26 protein-coding genes, 1 pseudogene and 1 riboswitch are annotated in these 26,300 nt (G+C 72.2%); of the genes and pseudogenes, 8 read left to right on the plus strand and 19 right to left on the minus strand.

Annotated features, from left to right (window positions below; translation table 11 throughout):
* Nucleotides 1-2 precede the first annotated feature (2 nt).
* From paaE to paaA, 5 genes are read right to left on the minus strand one after another with little or no spacing between them, the layout of a single operon-like run.
* A complete protein-coding gene (gene paaE, locus IRY44_RS21415) occupies nt 3-1,115 on the minus strand; it encodes a 1,2-phenylacetyl-CoA epoxidase subunit PaaE (RefSeq protein ID WP_194802043.1) in 1,113 nt (370 codons plus the stop codon).
* Nucleotides 1,112-1,588, minus strand: a complete 477-nt coding sequence (gene paaD, locus IRY44_RS21420) for a 1,2-phenylacetyl-CoA epoxidase subunit PaaD (protein WP_194802044.1) — start codon at nt 1,586-1,588, stop codon at nt 1,112-1,114. The genes paaE and paaD overlap by 4 nt, the downstream gene beginning before the upstream one ends.
* On the minus strand, nt 1,585-2,367 hold the full coding sequence (gene paaC, locus IRY44_RS21425; protein WP_228532549.1) for a 1,2-phenylacetyl-CoA epoxidase subunit PaaC: 783 nt from the start codon (nt 2,365-2,367) through the stop codon (nt 1,585-1,587). The genes paaD and paaC overlap by 4 nt, the downstream gene beginning before the upstream one ends.
* Nucleotides 2,364-2,651, minus strand: coding sequence for a 1,2-phenylacetyl-CoA epoxidase subunit PaaB (gene paaB / locus IRY44_RS21430; protein ID WP_135244135.1), 288 nt, complete (start codon nt 2,649-2,651; stop codon nt 2,364-2,366). Before paaB ends, paaC begins: the two co-directional genes overlap by 4 nt.
* A complete protein-coding gene (gene paaA, locus IRY44_RS21435) occupies nt 2,648-3,712 on the minus strand; it encodes a 1,2-phenylacetyl-CoA epoxidase subunit PaaA (RefSeq protein ID WP_194802046.1) in 1,065 nt (354 codons plus the stop codon). The genes paaB and paaA overlap by 4 nt, the downstream gene beginning before the upstream one ends.
* Nucleotides 3,713-4,070: 358 nt before the next feature.
* On the opposite strand from paaA, the gene IRY44_RS21440 reads away from it, so the two are divergent.
* Nucleotides 4,071-5,051 (plus strand): hypothetical protein, encoded by a 981-nt coding sequence (locus IRY44_RS21440; RefSeq protein ID WP_194802047.1) that lies wholly within the window; start codon nt 4,071-4,073, stop codon nt 5,049-5,051.
* Entirely contained in the window at nt 5,051-5,986 is a 936-nt protein-coding gene (locus IRY44_RS21445; RefSeq protein ID WP_194802048.1) for a hypothetical protein, read from the plus strand. The genes IRY44_RS21440 and IRY44_RS21445 overlap by 1 nt, the downstream gene beginning before the upstream one ends.
* Nucleotides 5,987-6,005: 19 nt before the next feature.
* Here the strand turns inward: IRY44_RS21445 and IRY44_RS21450 are convergent, their stop codons facing one another.
* From IRY44_RS21450 to IRY44_RS21460, 3 genes are all read right to left on the minus strand, one after another.
* Entirely contained in the window at nt 6,006-6,857 is an 852-nt protein-coding gene (locus IRY44_RS21450; RefSeq protein WP_194802049.1) for a menaquinone biosynthetic enzyme MqnA/MqnD family protein, read from the minus strand.
* A gap of 76 nt (nt 6,858-6,933) precedes the next feature.
* Nucleotides 6,934-8,184, minus strand: a complete 1,251-nt coding sequence (locus tag IRY44_RS21455; RefSeq protein WP_194802050.1) for an MFS transporter — start codon at nt 8,182-8,184, stop codon at nt 6,934-6,936.
* A gap of 40 nt (nt 8,185-8,224) precedes the next feature.
* A complete protein-coding gene (locus IRY44_RS21460) occupies nt 8,225-8,806 on the minus strand; it encodes a helix-turn-helix transcriptional regulator (protein WP_194802051.1) in 582 nt (193 codons plus the stop codon).
* A gap of 212 nt (nt 8,807-9,018) precedes the next feature.
* Between IRY44_RS21460 and IRY44_RS21465 the strand changes: the two genes are divergently transcribed.
* The gene (locus IRY44_RS21465) at nt 9,019-11,064 is read left to right on the plus strand and encodes an AAA family ATPase (protein WP_194802052.1); all 2,046 of its coding nucleotides are present in this window, start codon (nt 9,019-9,021) and stop codon (nt 11,062-11,064) included.
* Between the two features lie 79 nt (nt 11,065-11,143).
* Here IRY44_RS21465 and IRY44_RS21470 read toward each other — a convergent pair whose 3' ends face one another.
* Genes IRY44_RS21470 through IRY44_RS31065 form a run of 4 tightly spaced genes read right to left on the minus strand, consistent with a single transcriptional unit; the run spans nt 11,144 to nt 13,369 of the window.
* Nucleotides 11,144-11,743: a hypothetical protein gene (locus IRY44_RS21470; protein WP_194802053.1), complete on the minus strand. Its 600-nt coding sequence runs from the start codon at nt 11,741-11,743 to the stop codon at nt 11,144-11,146.
* Between the two features lie 4 nt (nt 11,744-11,747).
* On the minus strand, nt 11,748-12,101 hold the full coding sequence (locus IRY44_RS21475) for a YbaB/EbfC family nucleoid-associated protein (RefSeq protein ID WP_013283579.1): 354 nt from the start codon (nt 12,099-12,101) through the stop codon (nt 11,748-11,750).
* A gap of 9 nt (nt 12,102-12,110) precedes the next feature.
* Entirely contained in the window at nt 12,111-13,037 is a 927-nt protein-coding gene (locus tag IRY44_RS21480; RefSeq protein WP_194802054.1) for a WXG100 family type VII secretion target, read from the minus strand.
* A gap of 11 nt (nt 13,038-13,048) precedes the next feature.
* Nucleotides 13,049-13,369 carry a type VII secretion target gene (locus tag IRY44_RS31065; protein ID WP_194802055.1) on the minus strand — a complete coding sequence of 107 codons (321 nt, stop codon included), beginning with the start codon at nt 13,367-13,369 and terminating at the stop codon, nt 13,049-13,051.
* Between the two features lie 149 nt (nt 13,370-13,518).
* On the opposite strand from IRY44_RS31065, the gene IRY44_RS21490 reads away from it, so the two are divergent.
* The 3 genes from IRY44_RS21490 (at nt 13,519) to IRY44_RS21500 (ending at nt 16,006) form a co-directional block, all read left to right on the plus strand.
* Nucleotides 13,519-14,406: an ABC transporter ATP-binding protein gene (locus IRY44_RS21490; RefSeq protein ID WP_194802056.1), complete on the plus strand. Its 888-nt coding sequence runs from the start codon at nt 13,519-13,521 to the stop codon at nt 14,404-14,406.
* 9 nt (nt 14,407-14,415) lie between these two features.
* Entirely contained in the window at nt 14,416-15,153 is a 738-nt protein-coding gene (locus IRY44_RS21495; protein WP_194802057.1) for an ABC transporter permease, read from the plus strand.
* 94 nt (nt 15,154-15,247) lie between these two features.
* A complete protein-coding gene (locus IRY44_RS21500; protein ID WP_194802058.1) occupies nt 15,248-16,006 on the plus strand; it encodes a VOC family protein in 759 nt (252 codons plus the stop codon).
* A gap of 325 nt (nt 16,007-16,331) precedes the next feature.
* On the opposite strand, the gene IRY44_RS21505 is transcribed toward IRY44_RS21500, so the two are convergent.
* The 4 genes and pseudogenes from IRY44_RS21505 to IRY44_RS21520 form a co-directional block, all read right to left on the minus strand.
* Nucleotides 16,332-17,111, minus strand: coding sequence for an ABC transporter ATP-binding protein (locus IRY44_RS21505; protein WP_194802059.1), 780 nt, complete (start codon nt 17,109-17,111; stop codon nt 16,332-16,334).
* Complete coding sequence (locus tag IRY44_RS21510) at nt 17,108-18,229, minus strand: iron ABC transporter permease (protein ID WP_228532550.1); 1,122 nt, start codon at nt 18,227-18,229, stop codon at nt 17,108-17,110. Before IRY44_RS21510 ends, IRY44_RS21505 begins: the two co-directional genes overlap by 4 nt.
* 44 nt (nt 18,230-18,273) lie before the next feature.
* Complete coding sequence (locus tag IRY44_RS21515; protein ID WP_194802060.1) at nt 18,274-19,206, minus strand: ABC transporter substrate-binding protein; 933 nt, start codon at nt 19,204-19,206, stop codon at nt 18,274-18,276.
* 107 nt (nt 19,207-19,313) lie between these two features.
* Nucleotides 19,314-19,407, minus strand: a riboswitch (cobalamin riboswitch).
* Nucleotides 19,408-19,527: 120 nt separating this feature from the next.
* Nucleotides 19,528-20,847: pseudogene (locus tag IRY44_RS21520) on the minus strand (M14 family metallopeptidase); the annotation flags it as partial.
* Between the two features lie 205 nt (nt 20,848-21,052).
* On the opposite strand from IRY44_RS21520, the gene IRY44_RS21525 reads away from it, so the two are divergent.
* Nucleotides 21,053-22,393, plus strand: coding sequence for a C39 family peptidase (locus tag IRY44_RS21525; protein ID WP_194802062.1), 1,341 nt, complete (start codon nt 21,053-21,055; stop codon nt 22,391-22,393).
* A gap of 90 nt (nt 22,394-22,483) precedes the next feature.
* Here the strand turns inward: IRY44_RS21525 and IRY44_RS21530 are convergent, their stop codons facing one another.
* Genes IRY44_RS21530 through mqnE form a run of 3 tightly spaced genes read right to left on the minus strand, consistent with a single transcriptional unit; the run spans nt 22,484 to nt 24,412 of the window.
* Entirely contained in the window at nt 22,484-22,780 is a 297-nt protein-coding gene (locus IRY44_RS21530; protein ID WP_194802063.1) for a DUF4229 domain-containing protein, read from the minus strand.
* Nucleotides 22,781-22,806: 26 nt separating this feature from the next.
* Nucleotides 22,807-23,235, minus strand: coding sequence for a hypothetical protein (locus IRY44_RS21535; protein ID WP_194802064.1), 429 nt, complete (start codon nt 23,233-23,235; stop codon nt 22,807-22,809).
* A gap of 7 nt (nt 23,236-23,242) precedes the next feature.
* Nucleotides 23,243-24,412 carry an aminofutalosine synthase MqnE gene (gene mqnE / locus IRY44_RS21540; RefSeq protein ID WP_194802065.1) on the minus strand — a complete coding sequence of 390 codons (1,170 nt, stop codon included), beginning with the start codon at nt 24,410-24,412 and terminating at the stop codon, nt 23,243-23,245.
* Nucleotides 24,413-24,634: 222 nt separating this feature from the next.
* Between mqnE and IRY44_RS21545 the strand changes: the two genes are divergently transcribed.
* Nucleotides 24,635-26,296 (plus strand): C40 family peptidase, encoded by a 1,662-nt coding sequence (locus IRY44_RS21545; protein WP_194802066.1) that lies wholly within the window; start codon nt 24,635-24,637, stop codon nt 26,294-26,296.
* The last annotated feature ends 4 nt before the right edge of the window (nt 26,297-26,300 follow it).

Below are 26,300 nucleotides of genomic sequence, written 5' to 3' on the forward strand. Positions count from 1 at the left end.
CCCTACGCGTCGTAGTCGACTGTGAGCTCGTCGGTGACGGGGCTGGACTGGCAGGTCAGCACGTAACCGGCGGCGACCTCGTCGGGCTCCAGCGCGTAGTTGCGCGCCATCGTCACCTCACCGGACGTCACCTTGGCCCGGCAGGTCGAGCACACCCCGCCCTTGCAGGCGTACGGCAACTCGCCACGCACCCGCAGCGCCGCGTCGAGCACCCGCTCGTCCCGGCCCATCGTGAAACTGGACGAGCGCCCGTCCAGCAGGATCGTCACCTCGGTGCCGGTCCCGGGCCGGTCGGTCCCCCGCCGCACCGGCTCCGGCGGGGCGTCGACGTGGAACAGCTCGGTGTGCACCGCCGCGTCCGGCACGCCGCGACCCGCCAGCACCGCCTTGGCGTCCACCACCATGCCGTACGGGCCGCAGAGGAACCACTCCTCGATCTCGTCACCGGGTACGACGGTGTCGAGCAGCCGGGTCAGCCGGTCGGCGTCGATCCGCCCGGACAGCAGCGCCGACTCGCCCATCTCGCGGGACAGCACGTGCACCAGGTGCAGCCGGGTCGGATAGCGGTCCTTCAGGTCGGCCAGCTCCTCGGCGAACATCACCGAGTTCGCCGTGCGGTTGCCGTACACGAGCGTGAACGTGCTGCGCGGCTCGGTGGCCAGCGCGGTCGCGGCCAGCCCGAGGACCGGGGTGATGCCGGAACCGGCGACCACCGCGCCGTACCGGCGGGCCCGGTCCGGGGTGAACGCGGAGGTGAAGTGGCCCAGCGGCGGCAGCACCTCGACGGTGTCGCCGCCGCGCAGCGCGCCGCAGGCGTACGCGGAGAACGCCCCACCCGGGACCTCACGCACCCCGACCCGCAACCGGCCGTGCCGGGCCAGCTCGTCGGGGGTGGAGCAGATCGAGTACGACCGCCGCACCTCCTCGCCGTCGGAGCCTGCCGGACGGCGGACGGTGAGGTGCTGCCCGGCGGAGAACGCGAACGTCTCGCGCAGCTCCTCCGGCACCGCGAACGTGATCGACACCGAGTCGTCGGTGAGCCGGTCCACGGCGGCGACGGGCAGCGGGTGGAAGACCGGCCGGCGGCGCACCGGCCGGGTGATGGTGACAGTCACAGCGCCTTCAGGTGGTCGAAGGGTTCGGAACAGGACCGGCAGCGCCACAGCGCCTTGCACGCGGTGGAGCCGAAGCGGCTGATCTGGGTGGTCTCCGGCGACCCGCAGCGCGGACAGCGTACGGCGAGGGTCAGCGGCACCACCGTGTCGTCGCCGCGCGGCGCGGGCGGGGCGATGCCGGCGGCGGCGAGCTTGGCCCGGCCGGTGTCGGAGATCCAGTCGGTGCTCCACGCCGGGTGGTAGACGGTGCGGACCTCGGCGTCCGGATGCCCGGCGGCGGCCAGCGCCCGGCGGATGTCCTCCCGGATCACGTCCATCGCGGGGCAGCCGGTGTAGGTGGGGGTGATGGTGACGACGACCCGGCCGGTGCCGGGCTCCTCGTCGACAGCGCGCAGGATGCCCAGCTCGTCGATGGTGATGACCCGGATCTCCGGGTCCACCACCGCCGCCGCGGCCGCCCTCGCGCTGCTCACCAGCGGGCTCCGGGGTGGGCGCGGTGCAGCACCTGCATCTCGGCGAGCAGGTAGGACAGGTGCTCGGTGTGCAGGCCGTCCCGACCGCCACCGGGTGCCCAGCCGGTCTCCGGCCGGGTCAGCGTGGCCTCGTCCAGCACCGCGGACACGGTGGCGTCGAAGTCGGCCCGAAGGGTGGACGGGTCGACCGGCGCCGCCGGGTCCGGGGCGAACAGCTCGTGGACGTACGGCCACACCTGGTCGACCGCGTCCTGCATCCGCCGGTGCGACTCCTCGGTGCCGTCGCCGAGCCGCTTCACCCACAGCGCGGCGTGGTCCAGGTGGTACGCCGACTCCTTGCGCGCCTTCGCCCCGACCGCCGCGAGCCGTTCGTCGGCACAGCCGGCCAGCGCCGTGTAGAGCGGCGACTGGTACGCGGCCAGGAAGAACAGCTTCGTCATGGTCACGCCGAAGTCGCCGTTGGGCAGCTCGACCAGCAGGCAGTTGCGGAACTCGCGGTCGTCGCGCAGGTAGGCCAGGTCGTCCTCGTCGCGGCCCGCGCCCTCCAGCTCGCCCGCGTACGTGAGCAGCAGCCGCGCCGCGCCGAGCTGGTCCAGGGCGATGTTGGCGAGCGCGATGTCCTCCTCCATCTCGGGCGCGCGGGAGGTCCACTCACCGAGGCGCTGCGCGGCGATCAGCGCGTCGTCGCCGACGGCGAGCGTGAAGTCGAACAACGGCACAGAGCCACCTTCCGTTCGCGACTGCGGGGCTCGCAAAATCGGCTCACTCCTCGCGCTCATAGGTGCGCAGCCCCTTCGGGGACCTCGTAGAAGGTGGGGTGCCGGTAGACCTTGTCGGCGGCCGGGTCGAAGAACGCGTCCTTCTCGTCCGGGCTGGACGCGGTGATCGCGCTCGCCGGCACCACCCAGATGGAGACGCCCTCCTGGCGGCGGGTGTAGAGGTCCCGGGCGTTGCGCAGGGCCATCTCGGCGTCGGGCGCGTGCAGGCTGCCGACGTGGGTGTGCGACAGGCCACGACGGGCCCGCACGAAGACCTCCCATAGGGGAGAGGATGGGCCGCTCATGCCGCTACTGCCTTTCGCTCCGCCCGCTTCGCGGCGTACGCCGCGGCGGCCTCCCGTACCCACGCGCCGTCGGCGTGCGCCTTGCGCCGGTGCGCCATGCGCTCCCTGTTGCACGGGCCGTCGCCCTTGATCACCCGCATCAGCTCGTCGTAGTCGGGCTGGGTGTAGTCGTACGCCTGCCGCTCGTCGTTCCAGCGCAGGTCCGGGTCGGGGAGGGTGAGGCCGAGCACCTCGGCCTGGCCGACGCACATGTCGACGAAGCGCTGGCGCAGCTCGTCGTTGGAGAAGCGCTTGATCTTCCAGGCCATGGACTGGGCGCTGTGCGTCGAGTCGCCGTCCGGCGGGCCGAACATGGCAAGTGACGGGTACCACCAGCGGTCCACCGCGTCCTGCGCCATCGCCTTCTGCGCCGGGGTGCCGTGCGCCAGCGTGTGCAGGATCTCGTAGCCCTGCCGCTGGTGGAACGACTCCTCCTTGCAGACCCGGATCATCGCCCGGGCGTACGGGCCGTAGGAGCAGCGGCACAGGGGCACCTGGTTGACGATCGCCGCGCCGTCCACGAGCCAGCCGATCGCGCCCACGTCGGCCCAGGTCAGCGTCGGGTAGTTGAAGATCGAGCTGTACTTCTGCCGCCCCTCGAGCAGCAGCTCCACCAGCTCGTCGCGGCTGATGCCGAGCGTCTCGGCGGCCGCGTAGAGGTAGAGGCCGTGACCGGCCTCGTCCTGCACCTTCGCGAGCAGGATCGCCTTGCGCTTGAGCGACGGCGCCCGGCTGATCCAGTTGCCCTCCGGCTGCATGCCGATGATCTCGGAGTGCGCGTGCTGGGCGATCTGCCGGATCAGCGTCCGGCGGTACGCCTCGGGCATCCAGTCGCGGGGCTCGATCTTCTGGTCGGCGCCGATGACGTCGGCGAAGTACGCCTCGACGTCCTCGTCCGGGGCCGCGCCACCGCGCCGGGCGCGTGCCGCCGCCTCGCGCAGCGCCGCCTCCGCCGCCTCCACCTCGCCGAGCAGGCCGCCGCCCGGAGCGTCCTCCGGCGGGGCGAAGTCATTGCCATACATGCAGCCAGTGTTACAGCTCGGCACGAATGACACCAGAGGGTGTAACAGGTTTCCGGACCACCTGGCGTCACCGGCCGTGCGCGCGCCGCCATCGGCGCTGGTAGCTGTGATGTCGATCACTCTGAATGGAAGAAATCCCCCAAGGGCGGCAAAGTGCCTCAATATCCCGCCCAACCGGCAAAGTCACGGGTGTCGAGACCTGGCATCAGGGCTGTCCGGAAGTAGACTTCCCCCCGGCAAACCGTTCGGCTTCATGATCGTCACCGTTCAGGCCATCGTCCCCCGGCCTGCCGGCGACCGGGCCGGACCCATGCGGAAGTGCCGGTCCCCCCGGCCAGACATCTGGAGCTCACCACTCATGCGACCTCGCGTGACCATGGCGGTCGCCATCGTGGCGATCATCATCGGTGGCGTCATGCTGGTGCCGGCCGCGTACGCGAAGCTCGCCGGCGGCGACGACGCGGGCGGCCTCGGCGGCGGTGCGCAGGTCCCGGCGCCGACGCCGACCGCGCCCGCGCCCCCGACGCTCGCCGACGCCCCGGTGTCGGTGAACTTCAAGGGCGAGTTCTTCTCCTGGGCCCTGATGGACCGCGAGACCGGCACCGTCACCGGCGCGAAGAACATGAACCAGACCAGCTCCACCGAGTCGATGCTCAAGGCCTGGATCGTCGCGGACTACCTTCGTCAGCTCGGCGACAAGAAGCCGGCCGCCGACCTCGAGAAGGCGGCGATCCTGGCGATCCGGAACAGCGACGACGACGGCGCCAACCGGGTCTACCGGGCGGCCGGCGGCTCCTACAGGCCCCAGCCGGGCGGCAAACCGGACCCGGTCATCGCGCGCGCGATCCGGATCTGCGGTCTGACCGACACCAAGCCCGGCGACGTACCCCAGTACAAGGGCTGGTGGAGCTTCACCGAGATGTCCCCGCGTGACGCGGTCCGCCTCGGCGACTGCATCGCCGACGGCCGCGCCGCCGGGCCCAAGTGGACCAAGTGGCTGCTCACCGAGATGACCAAGGTGGCCGGCAGCGTCAACAAGCAGGGGGAACGCTCCGGCGGCGGCCGGTGGGGCATCATCGACGGCCTGCCCGCGACGATCAAGGCGCAGGGCCCGGTGCACATGAAGAACGGCTGGACCCAGCTCGCCTACGACGGCAACTGGCACGTCAGCTGCCTGGCGTTCACCGACAAGTGGAGTCTCTCCGTGATGATGCGGTACCCGGGCCGCGCCGGCCTGCCGTACGGTGCGAAGATGTGCGCCGCCGTCGCCACCCAGCTCGTGACGCCGCAGCCCGGCGCCGCACTCAAGGTGCCGCAGCAGCCGGTCGGGAAGCTCTGATGGCCGGTGCCCGGCGTCGGCCCGGCAGCTATCGGCGTCCACTCGCCTTCAGCGCCCTGGCTGCGGTCCTCGTCGGCCTGCTCGGCCTCTCCCTGCGCGTGATCCCCGGCTCGCCGCTGGAGGCGACCGCGAACTCACGTCCCGAACCGACGAACGAGCGGTCCACTCAGCAGTCCGTCGACCGCAACGCGCCACGCGTCGCCCCCTCACCGTCGATCGCCCCGCTGCCGTTCCAGGCGAAGAACCTGGACAGCCTCAAGATCAAGGGCTGGTACGCCTGGTCCGTGCTGGACAAGCGCACCGGGAAGATCATCGGCTCGGCGAACATGGGCGAGACCAGCACGACCGCGTCGCTGATCAAGTCCTGGGTGGTGGCCGACTACCTGCGCCTGAGCGCCGAGGACGGCAAGACGCCGAGCGATGCAAAGCTCGCCGATGCCACGAAGATCATCCGGGACAGCGACAACACCCGCGCCCAGGAGTTCTACGAGAACGTCGGCGGCTCGGACTCGATCGAGCGGCTGATCTCGATCTGCAAGCTGACCGACAGCGAGGTCGCCTCCGACGGCGGCTGGAGCCGCACCGAACTGTCCCCTCGGGACACCGCCCGGCTCGGTCTCTGCATCGACGACGGCCGCGCGGCCGGGCCGAAGTGGACCAAGTGGCTGCTCAACGAGATGCGCCAGGTCCGCGCTCCCGGCGACTTCGGCATCCGCAAGGCGTTCCCGGCGGCCCAGCAGAAGAAGATCGCCATCAAGAACGGGTGGATCGACCGGGACAAGGAAGAGGAGTACCACGTCAACTGCCTGGCCATCGGCGACACCTGGACGATGGGCGTGATGCTGCGCACCCCGTTCGGCGTCGAGGGCGGCTGGGAGTACGGCATGGACGCCTGCGAACGGATCACCAAGGCGCTGCTGCGCCCCGCGACCTGAGCCCCGGGCGGCGGCGCGGTCAGCCCTGAAAGAACTCCGGGCCGCCGGCCGGCAGCGCCGGCACCTCCCCGTACGCGGCCGCCCGGCGGGCGAACTCACGCAGCCCGGCCACCTGCCGCTCACCGAGCGAGAAGTCGAGCGCCCGGAAGTACGTGGCGAGCGTCGCCGCGTCGAACGTCTCCCAGCGGGCCGCCGCCTCCGCTACCTGGTCCAGCTCGGCCAGGCACAGGTCACGCGAGCGCAGGAACGCCTCGTGCACCTCCTTGACCAGGCCCGGGTGGGCTGCGGCGAACTCGCGACGTACCGCCCAGACGGCGAACACCATCGGCAGGCCGGTCCAGTCGTGCCACGCCTGTCCCAGGTCGGTCACCTCGAGGCCCTTGGCCGGCGCCTCGTAGAGGGCGCGCAGCGCCACGTCACCGATCAGCACCCCGGCGTCGGCCTCCAGCAGCATCTGGGTCAGGTCCGGCGGGCAGCGGAAGTACTCCGGGCGCACCCCGTGCCGCTCGGCGAGCAGCAGCTGGGCCAGCAGCACCCCGGTACGCGACGTGGAGCCGAGCGCCACCCGGGCGCCGTCCAGCTCGCCCAGCGGGCGGGTGGACACCACGTTCACCGAGAGCACCGGCCCGTCGCTGCCGACCGCCAGGTCCGGCAGGAGCAGCAGGTCGTCGGCGTGCTTGAGGAACTCAACCAGCGTGATCGGGCCGATGTCCAGGTCACCGGCGACCAGGTCGGCGCTCAACCGATCCGGCGAGTCCTTGTGCAGGTCGACGTCGATCAGCGCGCCGGACCGCATCAGCCCCCAGTAGATCGGCAGGCAGTTGAGGAACTGGATGTGCCCCACGCGGGGGCGGGCGATGCGGTCGGCCATGACCCGACCGTATCGCCGTGGCTCCGACCTCGCCGCCGGGGGATCCGATCGAGTGGTGAACTCCGCACCTCCGCGCCTAACCGCCTGCCACGGCGGCGGCAGGCGTGGCCGCGCGGGCGACGGCGGCTCGCTCGGCGCGTGCCGCGCGTCGGACCGGCCCGAGCAGCGCCACCACGACCAGCAGGCCGGCCGCGCCGCAGCCGGCGATCAGGACGCGCGGGCCGGCCACCTCCAGCAGCAGGCCGCCGACCAGGTAGCCGCCCATCGCCGCGCCCTGCGCGGCCGCTCCGAAGACGGCGAACGCCCGGCCCCGGGAGGCCTCGGGCACCCGCCGGGCCAGCAGCAACTGGTCGAAGACGTTGTTGCCGCCGTTTGCCACGCCGCCGGCCAGCCAGATGGGCACGAGCAGCCAGGCCGAGGGCACCGCGGCCGAGACGAGCACCGCCAGGCAGCAGCCGCCGAGCAGCACCAGCCCGGCGCCGAGCAGCGCGCCGTCGTCGGCGAGCCGGCGGGCGACCCGGGCGAACAGCCACGCGCCGAGCACGATGCCGAGCGTCCAGGAGCCGGTGACCAGGCCGTACACGGTGGTGCTGCTGCCGAGCGTCTCCCGGATGAAGAAGACCTCGATCACGTTCACCGCGCCGACCGCGCCGATCACCGCGGCCACGCTGCCGACCATCACCGTCAGCAGCGGGTCACGGCGCAGCCGCCAGGCGGGCGCGACCGCCGCGGCGACTGCGGCCGGCGTCCGGCGCCCTCCCCGGCGGGTACGGATGAGCAGCCCGGCCGCCACCAGCGCGAGGTAGCTGAACGCGTCGACGAGCAGCGGCACCCGGGTGCCGAACTGCCCGACGAGCAGCCCGGCCAGCGCCGGACCGGCGAGCGCGCCGAGCGTCCCGGCGGTCTGGTTGAGCGCGCCCGCCCGGGGCAGGTCCTCGGGCCGCACCATCACCGGAACCAGCGCGGCGATCGCCGGCTGGGTGACCGCGAGCCCGGTCGCCAGCAGCGCCACCAGCGCGATCACCAGCACCGGATCCCGCGCGTACGCGAGGGCCAGGCAGACCGCGGCCTGCGCGAGACCGGCGGCGACGAGCAGCACCCGGCTGTCCACGCGGTCGGCGAGCCGGCCGGTCAGCGGCGCGAGCACCACGAGCGGCAGCGTCGCGGCGAGCAGCAGCCCGGAGACGGCGAGTCCGCCGGCACCGGCGGACTGGAGGGCGAGCGTGAGCGTGGCGGCGGCGAGGAAGTCCCCGCAACTGGAGATGCCGCGCGCGGTGGCCGCGAGCCAGACGTCCGGCCAGCGCGACTCGTCAGTTGTGAAGGACATACTTCGAAAGTAATCCTTCACAACTGACGCGCGCAACCCCTCAGTCGACGGGCATCGCCCGGTACTGCGTCGCCACCGGCCGAGCGCCTGCCGGCGGATCGGTCCGGGTCCGCCGCCGGTACGGCTCCATCAGCGCCTGGACCGCCTGGTTCAGCTCGGTCAGCTCCTCGGCGGTCATGAGCAGCATGCTGTCGCTGAACCAGGTGGCCGCGTACCACTCCGGCGACTCGTCCGGCGCGCGGCGCAACCAGTCCCGGACCCGCTGGGCGTCACGGACCATGTGCGCCTCGACCAGGGCCGCCTCGGCGGCACGCGCCTCCGGGTCGGCGTCCGGCCCCACCTCGACATGGAACGACGGATTCACCGCCTGCCAGACCCGCTCCCGGGCGTCACCCCGGCCCGGCGCCTGCCGGACCAGCCCGAACTTCGCCAGCTCGCGCAGGTGGTAGCTGGTGGCGCTCGGCGACAGGCCGGCGATCTCGGCGCACTCGGTGGCCGTCGCACCGCCCTCCAGCGTGCCGAGATGTTCCATGATCGCCATGCGGGCCGGGTGAGCGAGCGCCCGCATCACCTGCGGATCACTGATCGTCACCCGGCTCCGGCCGGGAAGCGCCTCGGTCATGCCTCAATGATTGCCGCCAGGCCGGACCGGCCGACACACACCCCGCGGCCGACACCCGAAAATCGTTGGCGCGACCTGCCGGTGCTCCCGTAAAGTCGATGGCCGCCCGACGGCCGCGGTGAGCATGCACCGCAGCGGACGTCCCCGCGCCGGGAGCAGGCCAACCGCCCCGGACACGCGAGCGAGCCTCAGTTGAGCCATCGGAGTTCACAGTGCCCGCAACCGATCTTGACGCCACACCCGGTCTCGACGCCGAACTGACCGCCGAACGTGCCCACCTCGGCGCCTCCCGCGCCGCGCTTAAACGGATGCGGGAACGCGCCGAGGCGCTCTTCGCCACCGGTGACAAGGTGGCCGGTGACTCGTACACCGCCGAGCAGCTCGGCCGGCACATGGCCCGGCGGGTCAAGGAACTGGCCGACGACCCGACCACCCCGCTGTTCTTCGGCCGCCTGGACTTCGGCGGCGACGACCCGGACCACGCCGGACGGGAGTACCACGTCGGGCGCCGGCACGTCACCGACGAGCTGGGCGAGCCGCTGGTGCTGGACTGGCGTGCCCCGGTCTCCCGGTCGTTCTACCGGGCCAGCGCACGTGACCCGCAGGGTGTCGCCGTACGCCGCCGGTTCGGGTTCAGCGCCGGGACGCTGACCAGTTTCGAGGACGAGCACCTGGACCGGGGCGAGGAACTCGGCACCGCCAGCCGCATCCTCACCGCCGAGATCGAGCGTCCCCGCGTCGGCCCGATGCGCGACATCGTCGCCACCATCCAGCCGGAGCAGGACGAGCTGGTCCGGGCCGACCTGGCCGACTCGATCTGCGTCCAGGGCGCGCCCGGCACCGGGAAGACGGCGGTCGGGCTGCACCGCGCTGCGTACCTGCTCTACCTGCACCGGGAACGGCTGCGCCGCTCGGGCGTGCTGATCGTCGGGCCGAACCGGGCGTTCCTGTCGTACATCGCGGCGGTGCTGCCGGCGCTCGGTGAGGTCGAGGTCGAGCAGGCCACAGTGGAGGACCTGGTCGCGCGGGTGCCGGTCCGCGCGGTCGACGACCCGGCCGCCGCCGCGCTCAAGCACGACGTCCGGATGGCCGAGGTGCTGCGCCGGGCCGTCGACGCCCACATCGGTACGCCGACCGAGCCGATCATGGTGTCGGACGGCTCGTACCGGTGGCGGATCGGGCTGGACCCGCTGCACCGGCTGGTCACCGAGACGCGGCAGGAGGGTCTGCCCTACGCCACCGGCCGGGAGCGGGTCCGGGCCCGGGTGGTGGGGCTGCTGCAACGCCAGGCCGAGGCGCGCCGGGCGGAGTCACCGAACGACGCCTGGCTACGCCGGATGAGCCGGATCAAGCCGGTCACCGACCTGCTCGACACGGTCTGGCCGGCACTCACGCCGGACGGACTGCTGCACCGGCTGCGTACCGACGCGGACGCGCTGGCCGCCGCCGCGGAGGGCCTGCTCACGCCCGAGGAGCAGGAGCTGTTCCGGTCCGGCAAGGTCGCACGCACCGCGAAGGCGACCCGGTGGACCGCCGCCGACGCGGTACTCATCGACGAGGTGGCCGGGCTGCTGGAACGGCCCGCCGGCTTCGGGCACGTGGTGGTCGACGAGGCGCAGGACCTCTCCCCGATGCAGTGCCGCGCCATCGCCCGGCGCAGCGAGCACGGCTCGATCACGCTGCTCGGCGACCTGGCCCAGGGCACCGCGCCCTGGGCGGCGACCGACTGGCGGGAGTCCCTGGCCCACCTGGGCAAGCCGGACGCCGCTGTGGTGCCGCTGAGCGTAGGCTTCCGGGTGCCCGCCGCGGTGGTGGCGTTCGCGAACCGGCTGCTGCCGGCGCTCGCCGTCGACGTACCCCCGGCCCGGTCGCTCCGCAACGACGGCGCGCTCGATGTGCGTACCGCCGAGGACCTGACGGCCGCGACGGTGGCCGAGGTGCGGGCGGCGCTCGCGCACGACGGCTCGGTCGGTGTGATCGCCGCCGACGACGCGGTGGACCGGCTCCGCGCGGCGCTCGCCGACGCGGGCGTCGAGACCGCTACGGCCGACGACGTCGAGGCCGCGACGCGGGTCACGGTGGTCCCGGCGACGCTGGTCAAGGGCCTGGAGTACGACCACGTGGTGGTCGTCGAGCCGGCCGCGATCGTGGCCGCCGAGCCGCGCGGGCTGCACCGCCTCTACGTGGTGCTGACCCGGGCGGTCTCCCGCCTGGCCGTGCTGCACCGCGAGCCGCTGCCCGGGCCGCTGACCGCCTGACGCGGGGCCCGGCCGCGCTGACGTGGCCGGCCGACAGCGGTCCCGGACGGCCCGTCGCGGGCCCGGCAGGGCGGTCCGGTCAGGCGGACAGTGCGGCGGCGACCTCGCGCAGCGGGCGGCCGGACTCGGCGATCGGCACGGTGAACGACAGCCAGGAGCCGTCGGTGAAGTCGATCCGCAGCCGCTTCGGGTTGAGCCGGTGCCAGCCCACCCGCGCGGAGGCGACCTCGCCGCGCGCGGCCGACCAGGCCACGGCGGTCTCGGCCAGCGCGCGTTCCTCGGCCTCGCGCCCGGCCAGCAGCTTGACCCCGCCGGTACGGCAGACCACCAGCCGCCGGTCGGTGACCGCGAGCAGCGTCTCCCGGACCTGGAGGTCGGGCCGGGGCGGGCGGAGCGCGCGGTGCAGCCGGGAGGCGGCCGAACCGGGGGCGCCGCGTCCGGCGATCCCCCAACCGATCGCGTCGACCAGGCGGTCGCCGCGGTCCCAGGTGGCCAGGGGCAGCAGGATGTTGAGCAGCACCGAGCCGACAGTCCGCCGGCTCGGCTCGGCGGTGGACTCCGGCTCGGGCGGCGGTGCCGGAGCGAGCCCCTGGCCGACGTCGGCCTTGGCGTGGGCCAGGACGCGCTCGCCCGGCTCGACGAGCAGGCCGATCCGGTCGCGGTATCTGGTCTCGTCCATCGAATCAGTATCGGTCGTGGCCGTAGCCGTCGTCGGCGGGGCGCTCCGCGCCCGGCGCGTTGCCCATCACCTCGCCGACGATCTCGCGTACCCGGGCGGCGGCGGCCTCCTGCGCCCGGTTCGCCGCCGAGGTGATCTCCTCGGCGAGCGTGTAGGAGTCGAAGCGCATGGCCCGCGCGTTGATGTCGGTGGAGAGGATCTTGCCGTCGGCGGCGGCCACGACGGTGACCAGACCGGAGTCGCTGACCCCCTCGGCGCTGCTCTGCTCCAGCTCGGCCATCCGCGCGCCGAGTTCGCGCTGCCACCCGTCCAGGTTGCGGGCCAGCGCCTCGATCCGGTCCAGGGCCGGGAACGTCATTGCTGCCTCTCAGTTCACGATCGAGTCGAACACGTTCTGCACGCCCTTTGTGTACGGGCCGAGGTCGTCGCGGTACGTGCCGTCCACCAGGTAGTTGCGGTCCTTGCGCCCGTCGGAGACGTCGTGCAGGCCCATCCCGGTGTCGAGCAGGGCGCCGCCGATGCCGGGGATGTTCACCGGGGACGCCTGGTTGATGGCGAACTTGCCCGGGAAGAGCACGGCGGCGCGTTCGACCTTGAAGGCGAGCGCCGCCTTCGTGTAGCCGGACTTGTTGAACGCGCTGTACGCCTTCTTGGCCCGGCGCAGCTCCATCACCACCTTGGCGTAGTGGTCGAGCAGGTTGGCGACCTTCTGGAGCTTGGTGGCGAGCTTCGTGAGGATCTCCGCGAACCGCGCCACGATCTTGACCATACGGCCGACGGTGGTGGCGAGCCGGGCCAGCACCCGCACCACAGTGGCGGCCAGGCTCACGCCGGCGCTCAGCGCCGCCGCCACCGCGGCGATGATGATCTCGGTCAGGAACCAGAGCAGGAACTCCAGGATCAGCTCGACCAGCAGGTTGAACGCGTCCACCGACGCGTTCGCGGAGTCGACGAGCACCTCCTTGGTGCCGTCCAGCCCCTTTGCCAGATCGTCCATCGCCTCCTCGATGGACTGCATCGAGGCGTGGAACTTCTCCGCCGCGTCGCCGTCCCAGGCGCCGCGCAGCCGCGCCCGGTCGGCGATCTGGTCACCGGCGATCTGCCGGACCGCCTCCCCGGTGGTCATCGCGAGCTGGGCCGCCCGCATCAGGTCGTCCGGCTCACCGGCGACCAGTTCCAGGAGCTGCTCGAACGGCCACAGCACCGCGTTCGACAGCGGCTTGAACGGGTCGGGCGTGCCCGACACGATCTGCTCGAAGTAGGTCTTGTTGCGCTGGAGCGCCTCGGTGCTCATGCCGTTCCCCCTCAGCCGCCGGCGGTGAACATCGTGTCGTTCGCCGAGTCCGTGTCGTCGTAGGCGGCGGCGGTCTCGGCGAGCCCCGTGGCGACGGTCAGCATGGTCTCGGCACCGTCCGCCAGCCCCTGCAGGCACGCCTCGAACTGCTGCTCGTACGCGGCGGCGAGGCTGAACGACGCGGGCATCACACCGAAGGAGTGCCGGGCCACGTGGCCGTCGCGGAACACCCGTTCCAGCTCGCGGAACCGGCCGGCCCGGTCCCGGGAGGCGGCGGCGAACGCCCTCAGCGCCTCCGGCTGGACGTCGAGATTCCTGCTCGGACTGGTCACGGACCCTCCCCAGTGTCCGGTCGGAACTTCCACCGTCGTCGACGGCGCCACCAGACTAGGGGATGTGAGCACCCGGTCAGGGGACAGCGGGGCTGGCGCACGCACGGTAGACAAGGGAGGCACAGCACTTACCTGCGAGGAGATCGCCGATGATCCTGGCCCGCGCCGAACAGGTCAGCCGCCGCTACGGCGACGTGCTGGCGCTGGACCGGGTCGACCTGACCGTCCGGTCCGGGGAGCTGGTCGGCCTGCTCGGCCCGAACGGCGCCGGCAAGAGCACGCTGATCAACCTGCTGGTCGGGCTGCGCCGCCCGACCACCGGCCGGGTCGAGCTGTGCGGCGGCGACCCGCGCGACCCGGCGAGCCGGCGGCAACTCGGTGTCACCCCGCAGGAGACCGGCCTGCCCGGCACGCTGCGGGTCGGCGAGGTGGTCGACTTCGTCTCCGCGCACTTCCCCGACCCGGTGCCGCGGGGCGAACTGCTCGACCGGTTCGGCCTCGCCGACCAGGTACGCCGGCAGACCGGCGGCCTCTCCGGCGGCCAGCGTCGCCGGCTCGCCGTGGCTCTGGCGTTCGTCGGCCGTCCCCGGCTGGTGGTGCTCGACGAGCCGACCACCGGCCTCGACGTGGAGGCGCGGCACGCGCTCTGGGACGCGATCCGCGGCTTCCACGCCGGCGGCGGCACCGTGCTGCTGAGCAGCCACTACCTGGAGGAGGTGGAGGCGCTCGCGCAGCGGGTGGTGGTGATCGGCCACGGGCGGGTGCTGGCCGACGACTCGGTGGCCGCGATCCGCGGCATCGTCGGCGTACGCCGGGTCAGCCTGGTCGCCGACGACCTGCCGGCGCTGCCGGGCGTGGTCACCACCGAACGCGCCGACGGGCGGGTGCACCTGCTCACCACCGACGCCGACCAGCTCGTCCGCGACCTGGTCACCTCCGGGGTGCCGTTCCACGATCTGGAGGTCCGGCCCACCTCGCTGGAGGAGGCGTTCCTCGCCATCACGGCCGACGACCGGCCCGCGCCCACCCCCGCCTAGGAGACCGCCGTGCCGCTCGCCCTGGTCCACGCCCGCTACCACCTGTTGGAGATCGTCCGGGTGCCGGTGGCGGTGGTGGGCAGCGCGTTCTTCCCCGCCGCCTCGATGCTCTTCTTCGTGGTGCCGTTCGCCGGCGACGATCCGGTCGGCGCCACCTACGCCACCGCCGCCATGGTGACCTTCGCGGTGATGACCGCCAACATCTTCCAGTACGGAGTGGGCGTCTCCGAGGACCGCGACCAGCCCTGGAACCCGTACACCCGGACCCTGCCGACCGGGCCGGCGCCGCGGCTGGCCGGGCGGATCCTGGCCGGGGTGGTCCTGACCTACGTCTCGATGATTCCGGTGGTGGTGATCGCGGCGGTCGCCACGGACGCCCGGGTCAGCGCAGTGCGGTTCCTGCTCGGCCTGGGCGCGGTGGCCGTGGTCTCGGTTCCGTTCACGCTGCTCGGCCTGGCGATCGGCTACTCGCTGCCGAGCAAGGCCGCGATCGTGGTGGCGCAGGTGATCTTCTTCCCGCTCGCGTTCGGCGGTGGCCTGCTCTCCGGGCCGGACGACGCGCCCGGCTTCATCAAGGCGATCGCGCCCTACCTCCCGACCAGGGGCGCCGTGGAACTGATCTGGGCGGCGGTCACCGACTTCCGGCCGGACACCCGGGCGCTGGTGATGCTCGTGGTCTGGGTGCTGGTGCTCGCCGCGCTCGCCGGCTGGGCGTACCGGCGGGACGAGGGACGCCGCTTCAGCTGACCTTTTGTCCGGTTCCGGCCCGGTGGCCGACCCGGCGGTGCCACGATGCCGACAGGGCGGGCGAGCGGAGCCGCCCCCGGCGAGAGGGGTCACCGTGAACGGCGTCGAGCCCGGCACGCCCTGCTGGACCGACCTGGCCACGCCCGGTCTGGACGACGCACGACGGTTCTACCCCGAGCTGTTCGGCTGGACCGGAGAGATCTCCCCCGAACCGGAAGCCGGCGGCTACACCGTCTTCCGCAAGGACGGCAAGGCGGTCGCCGGGGCCGGCCCACCCGGTACGCCGGACCAGGTGCCGGTCTGGTCCACGTACGTGGCGACCGACGACGCCGACCTGGTCGCCACAAGGGCCGAGGCGGCCGGCGGGCAGGTCGTCGTCTCCCCGTTCGACGTCGCCCAGCAGGGCCGGATGGCGGTCCTCGCCGACCCGGCCGGCGCGGTGTTCAGCGTGTGGCAGCCGATGGCGATGCGCGGGGCCGAGCTGTACAACGCGCCCGGCGCGATGTGCTGGAACGAGCTGGTCACCCCCGACCCGGAGGGCGCGAAGGAGTTCTACGCGCTTGTCTTCGGCTGGCATCCGGAGGAACGCCCGGCCGGGCCGGTCGCGTACACCGGGTGGCGCTGCGGCGCCCGGATCGTCGCCGGCATGCTCCCGCGGGCCGAGCCGATGCCGGGGGACCTGCCCGCGTACTGGGCGGTGTACTTCGCGGTGGAGGACGCCGACGCGACCGCTGCCCGGGCCGCCGAGCTGGGCGGCACGATCCTGGTCCCGCCGCGCGACAACCCGGCCGGCCGCAGCGCCGCCCTACGAGACCCGGCCGGCGCCCTCTTCTCCATCTCCACCCTCCGCTGACCCCACCCCACCCCACCCAAACCCCACCCCGCCGATCTTGCAGTTGCGGCCCCCGCGGTGGGGCATACGCACCTTTCGCCGGGACCGGAAGTGCAAGATCGAGAGGGCGAAACGGGAGCCTCGGAGATCTTGGTACGGGACGGCCCCCAGGAGGGCCGATTCGTACCAAGATCTATCCGCCCTCCCCGTAAGGCGGAACGCCGTGGCGGGCAGGGCCACCCGCCTCCGTCGATCTTGCGGTTATGGCCCTCGCCGCGCGACATTCGCACCTTTTTCCGGAGCCGGAAGTGCAAGATCGACGGCGCGAAGAGCGGGGTGGGCGGGGTCAGGTGGGGCGGACGGGGACCACCAAGGGGCCGTGGTCGCCGGGGATCACCCGAATGTGGGCTCGGTAGTGGCGGGCCAACAGGTCCTCGGTGAGCACCTCCTCCGGCGGGCCGGCGGCTGCCACCCGGCCGTCGGCGAGCAGGACCAGGCGGTCGGCGTACTCGCCGGCGATGGAGAGGTCGTGCATGGTGGCGAGCACGGTCAGGCCGTGCTCGCGGCGGAGCTGGTCGACCAGTTCCAGCACCTCCTGCTGGTGCCCGATGTCCAGCGCGCTGGTCGGCTCGTCGAGCAGCAGCAGGGTGGCGCCCTGGGCCAGCGCCCGGGCCAGGAAGACGCGCTGCCGCTCGCCGCCGGAGAGCGTGGCCAGCTCGCGGTGGGCGAACGGGCCCAGGTCGAGCCGGTCCAGCACCTCGTGCACGGCGGCCAGGTCGGCGGCGGACTCGCGGCCCAGCGCCGGGATGTACGGGGTGCGCCCGAGCAGCGCGTAGTCGAACACCGACATGCCGAACGGTACTACCGGGGACTGCGCCACCGTGGCCACGATCCGGGCGCGGTCGCGCCGGCGGAGCGCGCCGATCGGCGTACCGAAGAGGGCCACCTCGCCCGGTGCGGTCAGCAGGCCGCCGACGGCGCGCAACAGGGTCGACTTGCCGGCGCCGTTGGGGCCGATCACGGTGACCCACTCGCCCGCGGCGACGGTCAGGTCGACGCCGGTCAGGATCGGGTTGCCGCCGAGGTCGACCCGCAGGTCGTGGACGCGCACGGCGGGGGCGTTCACATCGCCACCCGGCGGGCGGTACGCAGGACGAGGACGAAGAACGGGCCGCCGAGCAGCGCGGTGACCACGCCGATCGGGATCTCGGCGGGTGCGGCGGCGGTACGGGCGACCACGTCGGTGAGCGCGAGGAACGCGCCGCCGAACAGCATCGACAGCGGCAGGATCACCCGGTGGCTGGAACCGGCGAGCAGCCGCATGGTGTGCGGCACGATGATGCCGACGAAGCCGATCAGCCCGGACGCGGAGACGGCGGCGGCGGTGCCGAGCGACGCGGCGGCGATCAGCAGGTAGCGGGAGCGCTGCGGGTGCAGGCCGAGACCGGCGGCCTCGTCGTCGCCGACGGAGAGCACGTCCAGCTCACGCCGGTGCAGCAGCACCACCACGGAGGTGAGCACGAAGTACGGCAGGACCAGCCACACGTCGTGCCAGCCGGCGGTGGCGAGCCGCCCGAGCAGCCAGGAGTAGACCTGCTGGATGTTGTCGGAGTGCTGTTGCAGCAGGTACGTCTGCCCGGCGGCGAAGAACGCGGACACCGCCACGCCGGCCAGGATCAGCGTGGCCGGGGACCGGTCCCGGCCGCCGGCCGCGCCGAGGAGGTACGTCAGCACGACCGCGCCGAGCGATCCGACGAACGCGGCGAGCGGAATGGTGATCGGCAGCCCGGTCAGCGCGCCGCCCGCACCGGCGCCGAGCACGATCGCCGCGGTGACCGCGAATCCGGCGCCGGCCGCCACGCCGAGCAGGTACGGGTCGGCCAGCGGGTTACGGAAGACGCCCTGGTAGCAGCCGCCGGCCAGGGCGAGGAGCGCGCCGACGAGCAGGCCGAGCACGACCCGGGGCAGCCGCAGCTCGGTGATGATCGCGACTTCCCGCTCGGTGAGCCCGCTGTCCAGGTGCACGCCGGGCAGCAGGTTGAGCAGTTCGGCCGCGACGCTGCCGGGCGGCAGGCTGACCGGGCCGAGGGAGACGCCCGCCACCAGCGCGACGAGCACCGCCACGACTCCGGCGAACAGCCAGCGCTTACGCAGCCCGGCGGGCCGGACCGGGGCGCCGGTGCCGCGCGACCCACGCCGCAGGGGCCGGGGTAGCCGGGCACCCGGCCGGGACGTCTCGGACATCCCGGCCGGGCGAGGGGCGGAGTCCGCCTGTCGGAGGGCCACGGTCAGGCCGGGACCTTGGCGGTGGCGTCGACGATCACCCTGAGCAGGTCGACCACGCGCGGGCCCCAGCGCGAGGCGATGTCGTCGTCCAGCTCCACGATCTGGTTGTTCTTCACGGCGGTGATGCCGGACCAGCCGCTGCGCGCCTTCACCGTGTCGGCGTTCTGCTTGCAGCACTTGGTGTCGGAGAGGAAGACGAAGTCGGGGTTCGCCTTGACGATGACCTCCTGGGAGAGCTGCGGGTAGCCGCCGTTCTTCCCGTCGGCGTCGGACGCGTCGGCGATGTTCTCCAGGCCGGCGAGCGCGTAGATGGTGCCGATGAAGGTCTTGCTGGTCGCGCTGTACAGCTCCGGGCCCAGCTCGTGGAAGTAGGTCGGCTTCTCCGTACGCTTCGGCAGGTCCTTGGTCAGCGCGGTGATGTCGTCCTTCATCTTCTGCACCACGGCGTCCGCCTCGGCCCGGTGGCCGGTGAGCGTGCCCAGGTCGGTGAGCTGCCGGTACGTGTCGTCGAGCGTGGCCGCGGCGGGGATCTGCAGGACCGGGATCTTCAGCGCGACGAGCTGGTCGGCGATCTTGTTGAGGTTGTCCGAGATCACCACGAGGTCGGGGTTGCGGGAGGCGACCGCCTCGGCGTTCGGCTGGTAGCCGGACAGGTCGGTGCGGGGCGCCTCGGCCGGGTAGTTCGACTGGTCGTCGACGGCGGTGACCTGCTTCCCGGCGCCGATGGCGAAGAGCATCTCGGTGGAGGTCGGCGAGAGCGAGACGATCTTCTCGGGCCGCTTCTCCAGCGTCAGCTTGCCGACGGTGGCCGGGAACGCGCCGCCGGAGCCGCCGGCGGCGGGGGTGTCGGTCGAGGTCTTCTCGGCGCAGCCGCCGAGGAGCAGCACGCCGGCCGCGAGCGCGGTGGCGAAGAGCCGGGGGGTACGTCTGGACATGGAACCTCCTGTCGGTCGAGGAGTGTGGTGCTTCGCCGACAGGAAGAAAGGCCCGTCCGCGAGGCGCCCTTCCTCGAGAGCGCGTGTCGCGACCGGGCCGCAGGCGACCTGGCTCGTCCCACGTCCGTCGGCGCCGGCGGAAGGCCGGCGCCGCGCGTACGGGGCATCACAGTTGCGGGACAGCGCCGGTTTCGCACCGGCTTCGCTGTGGCACGGTCGGTGCCACGGTAGCGCACGACCAGCGGAGATCGTCCGGACGGGCGGGGTGGGCGGGAACCCCGGCGGGGGTGGAACCGGGGTTCCCGCCCGGTGGTGAGGTCAGCAGTACTGGCTCTGCTTGCCGATCGCCCGGTACGGGCAGTCGGCGTACTCGGACAGGATCAGCACGGCCTCCCGGTTGCGTGAGGTCTGCGCCGGGATCACCTCGTCCGGCGGGTAGAAGCCGCCGCCGGAGGCCGAGCCGGGGTACATCTCGAAGGTGTACGCCCAGATCTTGTGAGCGCCCCACATCCAGTCGATGCTGGTGCCGTCGGCGATGTAGAGGTCACTCGACTGTTCCGGGGTGTAGTTGTTCGTCGCCGCCATCTGCCGTCCGATGGTGGCGAAGGTGTTGTACTGGTCGGTGTTCATCCCGGTGGCGGTGTTGTTGTACGTGTATCCGTACGGCCAGAGCACCAGCTGCGAATAGGTGTGGAAGTCGATGTTCGCCTTGATCTGCTGCACGCCGCCGACGACCCGGCTGTTGACGAAGTTGCGCAGCGCCGCGGTCTCCGGGGCGGAGAAGGCGGACGGGCCCCGATAGGTGTCCGACGACTTGGTGCCGGACGAGCCGCCGCAGCAGCCCCACTGGTAGGCCCAGTTGCGGTTCAGGTCGGTGCCGATGGCTGTGGAACCGCTGTTGGGCTGCCGGTTCTTGCGCCAGGAGCGGTACGAGCCGGTGGCGATGTCGTACTCGCTGCCGTCCGGGTTGACGGTGGGGACGATCCAGATCTCCCGGGAGTTGACGATGCTTGTGATCCGGGAGTCGCTGCCGTAGTTGTCGGTGAAGAGGTTGAGCAGGTAGATCGCCATCTCGACGGTCAGGTGCTCCCGGGCGTGCTGCTGGGCGTTGAACAGGATCTCCGGCTCGGCCTCGTCGGTGGCGACGTTGTCGGAGATCTTCACCGCCATCAGGTCCCGGCCCTGGTACGACGTGCCGATGCTCAGCTTGCGGGCGATGGTCGGGTGGTCGGCGACCACCTTGTTCACCACCGCTGTCAACTCGGCGTAGTCGTGGTAGTTCGAGTCGGCGGGCGGGAACGCGTTGGCGGTCATGCCCCCGTCGGCGTGGTCGTGCTCCGGCACGGCGTCCTTCTCGAGCCGGAATCCGAGCCGGGTGATCGCGTTGGCCTCGGCCTTGGTCGCCGTGACGTGCAGCACGCCGTGCTCGGAGTAGTCGATCGCGGCACCGGTGGAGGCGACCGCGGTGCGGTCGGCCGCCGTACGCGGGCCGAGGACCCGGTAGGCGACTGTGGTCGGCTCGCCGGAGCCTTCCGGTGCGGGTCGGGCGACGGCGGGGGCTGCGGCCGCGGCGACGATGGTGAGGCCGACGGCGGCGGCGAGCGCCAGCCGGCGGCGGAGCGGAGAGGCGCGGAAGGCCATGGACAACCTCCTGGGGGTACGGGAGATCCCGTTGTCCGCACACTCCACCAGGAGACACATGGTCATATCAATATCTGTCTTTGCCTTCGGCCATCCCGACCTGATCGTCACTTCGGCAATGATTTTCTATGCCTGAACATCTGGCGAAACTTCCCGCCAAGCGCGACAGTGAACGGCAACGATGCCGTCTCCCTGTGGAGCTGCCATGTTCGGACGACCCATGCGCGCGGCCGCCCTCGCCGGCCTCACCGCGCTCACCCTCCTCGGCACCAGCACTCCGGTCCAGGCACAAGCGCCGCGACCGGGCGTCACGCACGACGAACAGATCACCTTCCAGGAGTTCTCCCGCTTCCCCGACTGGCGTACCGGCACCCACCAGGGCACCCGCGCCGTACCGGGGCGCCACCCGGCGCTGACCATCGACCGCCCGGCGGGCACCACCGAGTTCACCGACGAGCACACCGGCACGACACGCACCTGGGAGTACGCCACCTGGACCTCGCCGGAGCGGCGGATCGGCTTCGACGCCACCGAGATGGTCGCGTCGTGGAACGCCGCCACCCCGGCCGGCACCTGGATCCAGGTCGAACTGCACGGCACGTACAACACCGGGGCACAGACCCCCTGGTACGTCATGGGCCGCTGGGCCTCCGGCGACCAGGACATCAAGCGCTCCACGCTGGACGGCCAGGGCGACCCGTGGTCGAGCATCTGGACCGACACGTTCTCGGTCGACGACGCCGACGCCGGGGTGCTGCTGCGCTCGTACCAGTTGCGGCTGACGCTCTACCGCGCGCCCGGCCAGGCAGCCGCGCCGCAGGTCCGGATGCTCGGCGCGATGGCGTCGAACGTGCCGGACCGGTTCACCGTCACGCCGAGCCGGGGCGGTATCGCCTGGGGCACCGAACTGGCCGTGCCGCGCTACTCGCAGAACATCCACATCGGCGAGTACCCCGAGTACGACGGCGGCGGTGAGGCGTGGTGCTCACCCACCTCGACGGAGATGGTGGTCGAGTACTGGGGTCGCAAGCCCTCGGCCGAGGACACCTCCTGGGTCGACCCCTCCTACCCCGACCCGACCGTCGACCACGCCGCCCGGATGACCTACGACTACGAATACGAGGGCGCCGGCAACTGGCCGTTCAACACCGCGTACGCGGCGAGCTTCCCCGGCCTGGAGGCGCGGGTCACCCGGCTGCACTCGCTGGACGAGGCGGAACGGTTCATCAAGGCGGGCATCCCGGTGGTCACCTCGCAGTCGTTCCTCGCCAGCGAACTGGACGGGGCCAACTACGGCACCTCCGGGCACCTGTTCGTGATCGTCGGCTTCACCGCCGACGGCGACGTGATCGTCAACGACCCGGCGTCCTCGTCCAACGACGCGGTCCGCAACGTCTACAAGCGGGAGCAGTTCGAGCAGATCTGGCTGCGCACCAAGCGCTACCGGGCCAACGGCACCGTGGCCTCCGGCTCCGGCGGCATCGCGTACCTGATCAAGCCGGCCGACCGGCCGTGGCCGGTCGTCCCGGGCTCGACCAACTGGTGAATCGCCCGGCCGGCCGGTGAACGGTTCGGCCGGCCGATGACGACGAGGGGCCCGGTGCCGTGTCCGGCGCCGGGCCCCTCGTTCGTCCGCTCAGCCGTCGCGGCGTTCGGCGTCCGGCTCGGTGGCCGGCGCGGTGCCCGGCTCGTCGTCACCGGCGAGCGCCGAGCGCAGCCGGTCCTTCTCCGCGCGACGCCGCTCCGACGCCTCCGCCATCTCGCCGGCCATCTCGTCCCGCCAGTTGCGCAGCAGGAAGAACGACAGCGCGGCGGAGGAGATCAGCGCCACCATCAGCCGCAGGAACATGTTCATCTCGACGAACCAGAGGGCTGCCAGCACGGCGACGAACAGCCCGACCCGGCCCAGCGTGTACTTGACCGCCGCGCTCATTCCCGCATTCCCACTCTCTCCGTGCCTCAGCCCGTACGCCGGGCCAGCCAGTGCACGCCATGAAACCAGATGACGGCGTAGACCACGGTGAACACCGCCGCGGCCAGCGCGCCGGTGAACAGCGCGGGCAGCCCGGAGGCCAGGCCCGCGGCCAGCAGACCGGCGACGATGCCGAGCCCGAGACCGGCCAGCGCGGCCACCACCCGGGCGGCGCCGAACTCCCAGGCCCGGAACTCGTCCCAGAACAACCAGAGCGGCAGGATCACCGCGAGCCAGCCGTTCGTACCCCCGAAGCCGCTGTCGCCCACTGTGGCGAACGCCCACTCGAAGACCAGCAGCGCCAGCACCCCGATGACCAGGCCGGCCAGGCTCACCCCGAGCAGGTCACCGAGGGTGAGGATGCGGCCCTCGGCGTCGCGCCGGGGGAAGCCGCGCTGCTGTTCCTCGTCGCTCATCGCCAGGTCAGGCCCAGACCTGCTGCGGCTCGGACCGGCGCTCCGCCAGCGACGGCGGCCCGTCGTACTCGCGGACGATCTCGTAGCGGGTGTTCCGCTCGACCGGACGGAAGCCCGCGTCCCAGATCATGTGCAGCAGGTCGTCGCGGTGCATGGTGTTCGGCGTGCCGTACGAGTCGGCGTCGTGGGTGATCTTGTATTCCACGACCGAGCCGTCCAGGTCGTCGACGCCGAAGTTCAGCGAGAGCTGCGCGACCGACAGGCCGTGCATGACCCAGAAGCACTTCACGTGCGGCACGTTGTCGAACAGCAGCCGGGAGACCGCGAACGTCTTGAGCGACTCGGCCGGCGATGCCATCGTGGTCCGGGCCTGGATCCGGTTACGGATCTTGCCGTCCGCCGAGTCGACGAAGTCGTGCTGGTAGCGCAGCGGGATGAACACCTGGAAACCGCCGGTCTCGTCCTGGAGCTCACGCAGCCGCAGCACGTGGTCGACCCGGTGCCGGGGCTCCTCGATGTGGCCGTAGAGCATCGTCGACGGCGTCTTCATGCCCTTCGAGTGGGCCAGCCGGTGGATGCGCGACCAGTCCTCCCAGTGGCAGTTGTGGTCGACGATGTGCTGCCGGACCTCCCAGTCGAAGATCTCCGCGCCGCCGCCGGTGAGCGACTCCAGGCCGGCGTCCATCAGCTCGTCGAGGATCGCGTCGGCGGTGAGCCCGCTGATCTTCTCGAACCACTGCACCTCGGTCGCGGTGAACGCCTTGAGGTTGACCTTCGGCAGCGCGGCCTTCAGCTCGCGCAGCACCTTCGGGTAGTAGCGCCAGGGCAGCGTCGGGTGCAGGCCGTTGACGATGTGCAGCTCGGTGAGCTGCTCGTCCTCCATCTCCTTGGCCTTGCGGACCGCCTCGTCGATGCGCATCGTGTAGGCGTCCTTCTCGCCCGGCTTGCGCTGGAACGAGCAGTACGCGCACGACGCGGAGCAGACGTTCGTCAGGTTCAGGTGCCGGTTGACGTTGAACATCACCCGGTCGCCGTTGAGCTCGGTACGCCTGTGGTGAGCCAGCCGGCCCAGCCAGGTCAGGTCGTCGCTGTCGTAGAGGGCGATGCCGTCCTCGCGGGTCAGCCGCTCCCCCGCGTACACCTTCGCCTCGAGTTCGCGCTTGAGTCCGGCGTCCATCCGAAAGCCACGTCCTTCCACCTGGGTTCCCGATCGAGCGTACGTCGCGGGTCCGACCGGCCGCCGACCTGGGCGTGCCGGTTCACCCGTGGTCACGCTCCGCACATCGACATCGTCGCAACCGTGAGGTAAGACAGGGTGGGGCGGAACACACACCAGGGCCGTCCTGTCCCGACACGCCCCAACCACGCGTGACGGACCCCAGACCGGACGGGGAGCGGTATGGCTCACAGCACCAAGGCCCGACGGCGACGAGGACGGCAGCCGGTGATCTCACCGATCCTGCGCCCGGCGCTCTGGTCCGCCCTCCTGGGGGCGGTCGCGGCCGCGGCGCTCGCCACACCCGCCTGGGCCGACCCGCTGCCCGACGTCGTGCCCGACACCGGTTCCCGGCCCCAGGTCACCGGCCCGCTGCAGCTGCCCGGCGCGTCCGGCACCGTCCGCGGCGTACCCGGCACCGTTCCCGGCGTGCCGGGCACCGTTCCCGGCCTCCCCGGCACCGTCCCGGGTCTGCCCGGCGTCACCACCCCTGGTGGCGCGACCGGCCTGCCGGGCACCACCGGCGTCACCAACCCGGCCGACGGCCCGCTGATCGCGCAGATCAACCAGCTCGACGCCCGGGTGACCCAGCTCGGCGAGGCGCTGCTCGGGATCAAGACCGAGCGGGACGCCGCGCAGACCGAGCTGGCCCAGTCCGCCACCCGGCTCAAGGAGGCCCAGGAAGCGCTCCGCCGCGCCCAGGACAACGCCAAGAGCGCCGCCGCCGACGCCGTGAAGGCCGACGCGGCGCTGCCGCCCGGCGAGTTCGGCGCCAGCCTGCGCGACTTCGCCAACCTCCAGCGCATCACCCGCGGCGACAAGGCCGAGGGCGCCACCACGTCGGTGACCGGCGAACTCCTGCGTGCCACAAGCGCCGAGGAGGCCGCCCGAAAGGCACACGAGTCGGCCCAGCGCCGGGCCGGCGAGAAGGCCGCCGAGTTCACCCGCGCCGAGACCGACCTGCGCAAGCAGGAGACCGCGCTCGTCGCGTTGCGCAAGGAGAACGCGGCCAAGCTGCTGGAGATCGAGCGCCTTGCGGACGCCGCCGAGCAACGGCTCGGCACCTCGTACGTGGTCGACCAGAGCATCGACGGCCTGGTGGCGGACCCGAAGGCGCTCGCCGCCGTGCGCTACGCCCTCGCCCAGCTCGGCGACCCCTACCTGTGGGCTGCGGAGGGCCCGGACCGGTTCGACTGTTCCGGCCTGATGCTCGCCTCCTACCAGGCGGCCGGCTACCGGGGCCTGCCCCGCGTCGCCAAGGACCAGTACTTCGCCACCCGGTCCCGCACCGTCTCGCCGACCGCCCTGCTCCCCGGTGACCTGCTGTTCTTCGCCTCCAGCAGCAGCTGGACCAGCGTCCACCACGTCGCCATGTACATCGGCAACGGCAAGATGGTGGAGGCGCCGCGGACCGGCGACGTCGTCAAGATCTCGGTGGTCCGCTGGTCCCGCCTCTACGCCGCCACCCGGGTGATCGGAGCGGTTCCCGCCCCGGCCACGCCCGTCCCGCCGCCCACCGTGCCGGCCACGCCGAAGCCGTCGACCACGCCCAAGCCGACGCCCACCACCCCGAAGCCGTCGACCACACCCAAGCCGACGCCGACCACGCCGAAGCCCACCACGCCGACGCCGAAGCCGACGACGTCCAGCCCGGCGCCGACCACGCCGCCGCCGAGCCCGACCGACTCGCCCGACCCGACGCCGAGCCAGAGCGAGAGCGCGGAGCCGGACACCACCAGCGCCGCGCCGAGCAGCAGCAGTGTCGCCCCGTCGAGAAGCAGCGTCGCCCCGTCGAGCAGCACGTCCGGCAGCGGCTCCGCCAGCCCCAGCAGCAGCGCCGACTGACCCA

The organism is Micromonospora sp. ANENR4 (assembly GCF_015354395.1).
Classification (GTDB): domain Bacteria; phylum Actinomycetota; class Actinomycetes; order Mycobacteriales; family Micromonosporaceae; genus Micromonospora; species Micromonospora aurantiaca.

What these genes read in the sequence shown, in the direction of transcription:
- paaC (WP_228532549.1), bottom strand. Translation starts at nt 2,367, where the DNA reads ATGAGCGCGAGGAGTGAGCCGATTTTGCGAGCCCCGCAGTCGCGAACG.
- paaB (WP_135244135.1), bottom strand. Translation starts at nt 2,651, where the DNA reads ATGAGCGGCCCATCCTCTCCCCTATGGGAGGTCTTCGTGCGGGCCCGT.
- paaA (WP_194802046.1), bottom strand. Translation starts at nt 3,712, where the DNA reads ATGTATGGCAATGACTTCGCCCCGCCGGAGGACGCTCCGGGCGGCGGC.
- IRY44_RS21440 (WP_194802047.1), top strand. Translation starts at nt 4,071, where the DNA reads ATGCGACCTCGCGTGACCATGGCGGTCGCCATCGTGGCGATCATCATC.
- IRY44_RS21445 (WP_194802048.1), top strand. Translation starts at nt 5,051, where the DNA reads ATGGCCGGTGCCCGGCGTCGGCCCGGCAGCTATCGGCGTCCACTCGCC.
- IRY44_RS21450 (WP_194802049.1), bottom strand. Translation starts at nt 6,857, where the DNA reads ATGGCCGACCGCATCGCCCGCCCCCGCGTGGGGCACATCCAGTTCCTC.
- IRY44_RS21455 (WP_194802050.1), bottom strand. Translation starts at nt 8,184, where the DNA reads ATGTCCTTCACAACTGACGAGTCGCGCTGGCCGGACGTCTGGCTCGCG.
- IRY44_RS21460 (WP_194802051.1), bottom strand. Translation starts at nt 8,806, where the DNA reads ATGACCGAGGCGCTTCCCGGCCGGAGCCGGGTGACGATCAGTGATCCG.
- IRY44_RS21470 (WP_194802053.1), bottom strand. Translation starts at nt 11,743, where the DNA reads ATGGACGAGACCAGATACCGCGACCGGATCGGCCTGCTCGTCGAGCCG.
- IRY44_RS21475 (WP_013283579.1), bottom strand. Translation starts at nt 12,101, where the DNA reads ATGACGTTCCCGGCCCTGGACCGGATCGAGGCGCTGGCCCGCAACCTG.
- IRY44_RS21480 (WP_194802054.1), bottom strand. Translation starts at nt 13,037, where the DNA reads ATGAGCACCGAGGCGCTCCAGCGCAACAAGACCTACTTCGAGCAGATC.
- IRY44_RS21490 (WP_194802056.1), top strand. Translation starts at nt 13,519, where the DNA reads ATGATCCTGGCCCGCGCCGAACAGGTCAGCCGCCGCTACGGCGACGTG.
- IRY44_RS21510 (WP_228532550.1), bottom strand. Translation starts at nt 18,229, where the DNA reads ATGTCCGAGACGTCCCGGCCGGGTGCCCGGCTACCCCGGCCCCTGCGG.
- IRY44_RS21515 (WP_194802060.1), bottom strand. Translation starts at nt 19,206, where the DNA reads ATGTCCAGACGTACCCCCCGGCTCTTCGCCACCGCGCTCGCGGCCGGC.
- IRY44_RS21525 (WP_194802062.1), top strand. Translation starts at nt 21,053, where the DNA reads ATGTTCGGACGACCCATGCGCGCGGCCGCCCTCGCCGGCCTCACCGCG.
- IRY44_RS21530 (WP_194802063.1), bottom strand. Translation starts at nt 22,780, where the DNA reads ATGAGCGCGGCGGTCAAGTACACGCTGGGCCGGGTCGGGCTGTTCGTC.
- IRY44_RS21535 (WP_194802064.1), bottom strand. Translation starts at nt 23,235, where the DNA reads ATGAGCGACGAGGAACAGCAGCGCGGCTTCCCCCGGCGCGACGCCGAG.
- mqnE (WP_194802065.1), bottom strand. Translation starts at nt 24,412, where the DNA reads ATGGACGCCGGACTCAAGCGCGAACTCGAGGCGAAGGTGTACGCGGGG.
- IRY44_RS21545 (WP_194802066.1), top strand. Translation starts at nt 24,635, where the DNA reads ATGGCTCACAGCACCAAGGCCCGACGGCGACGAGGACGGCAGCCGGTG.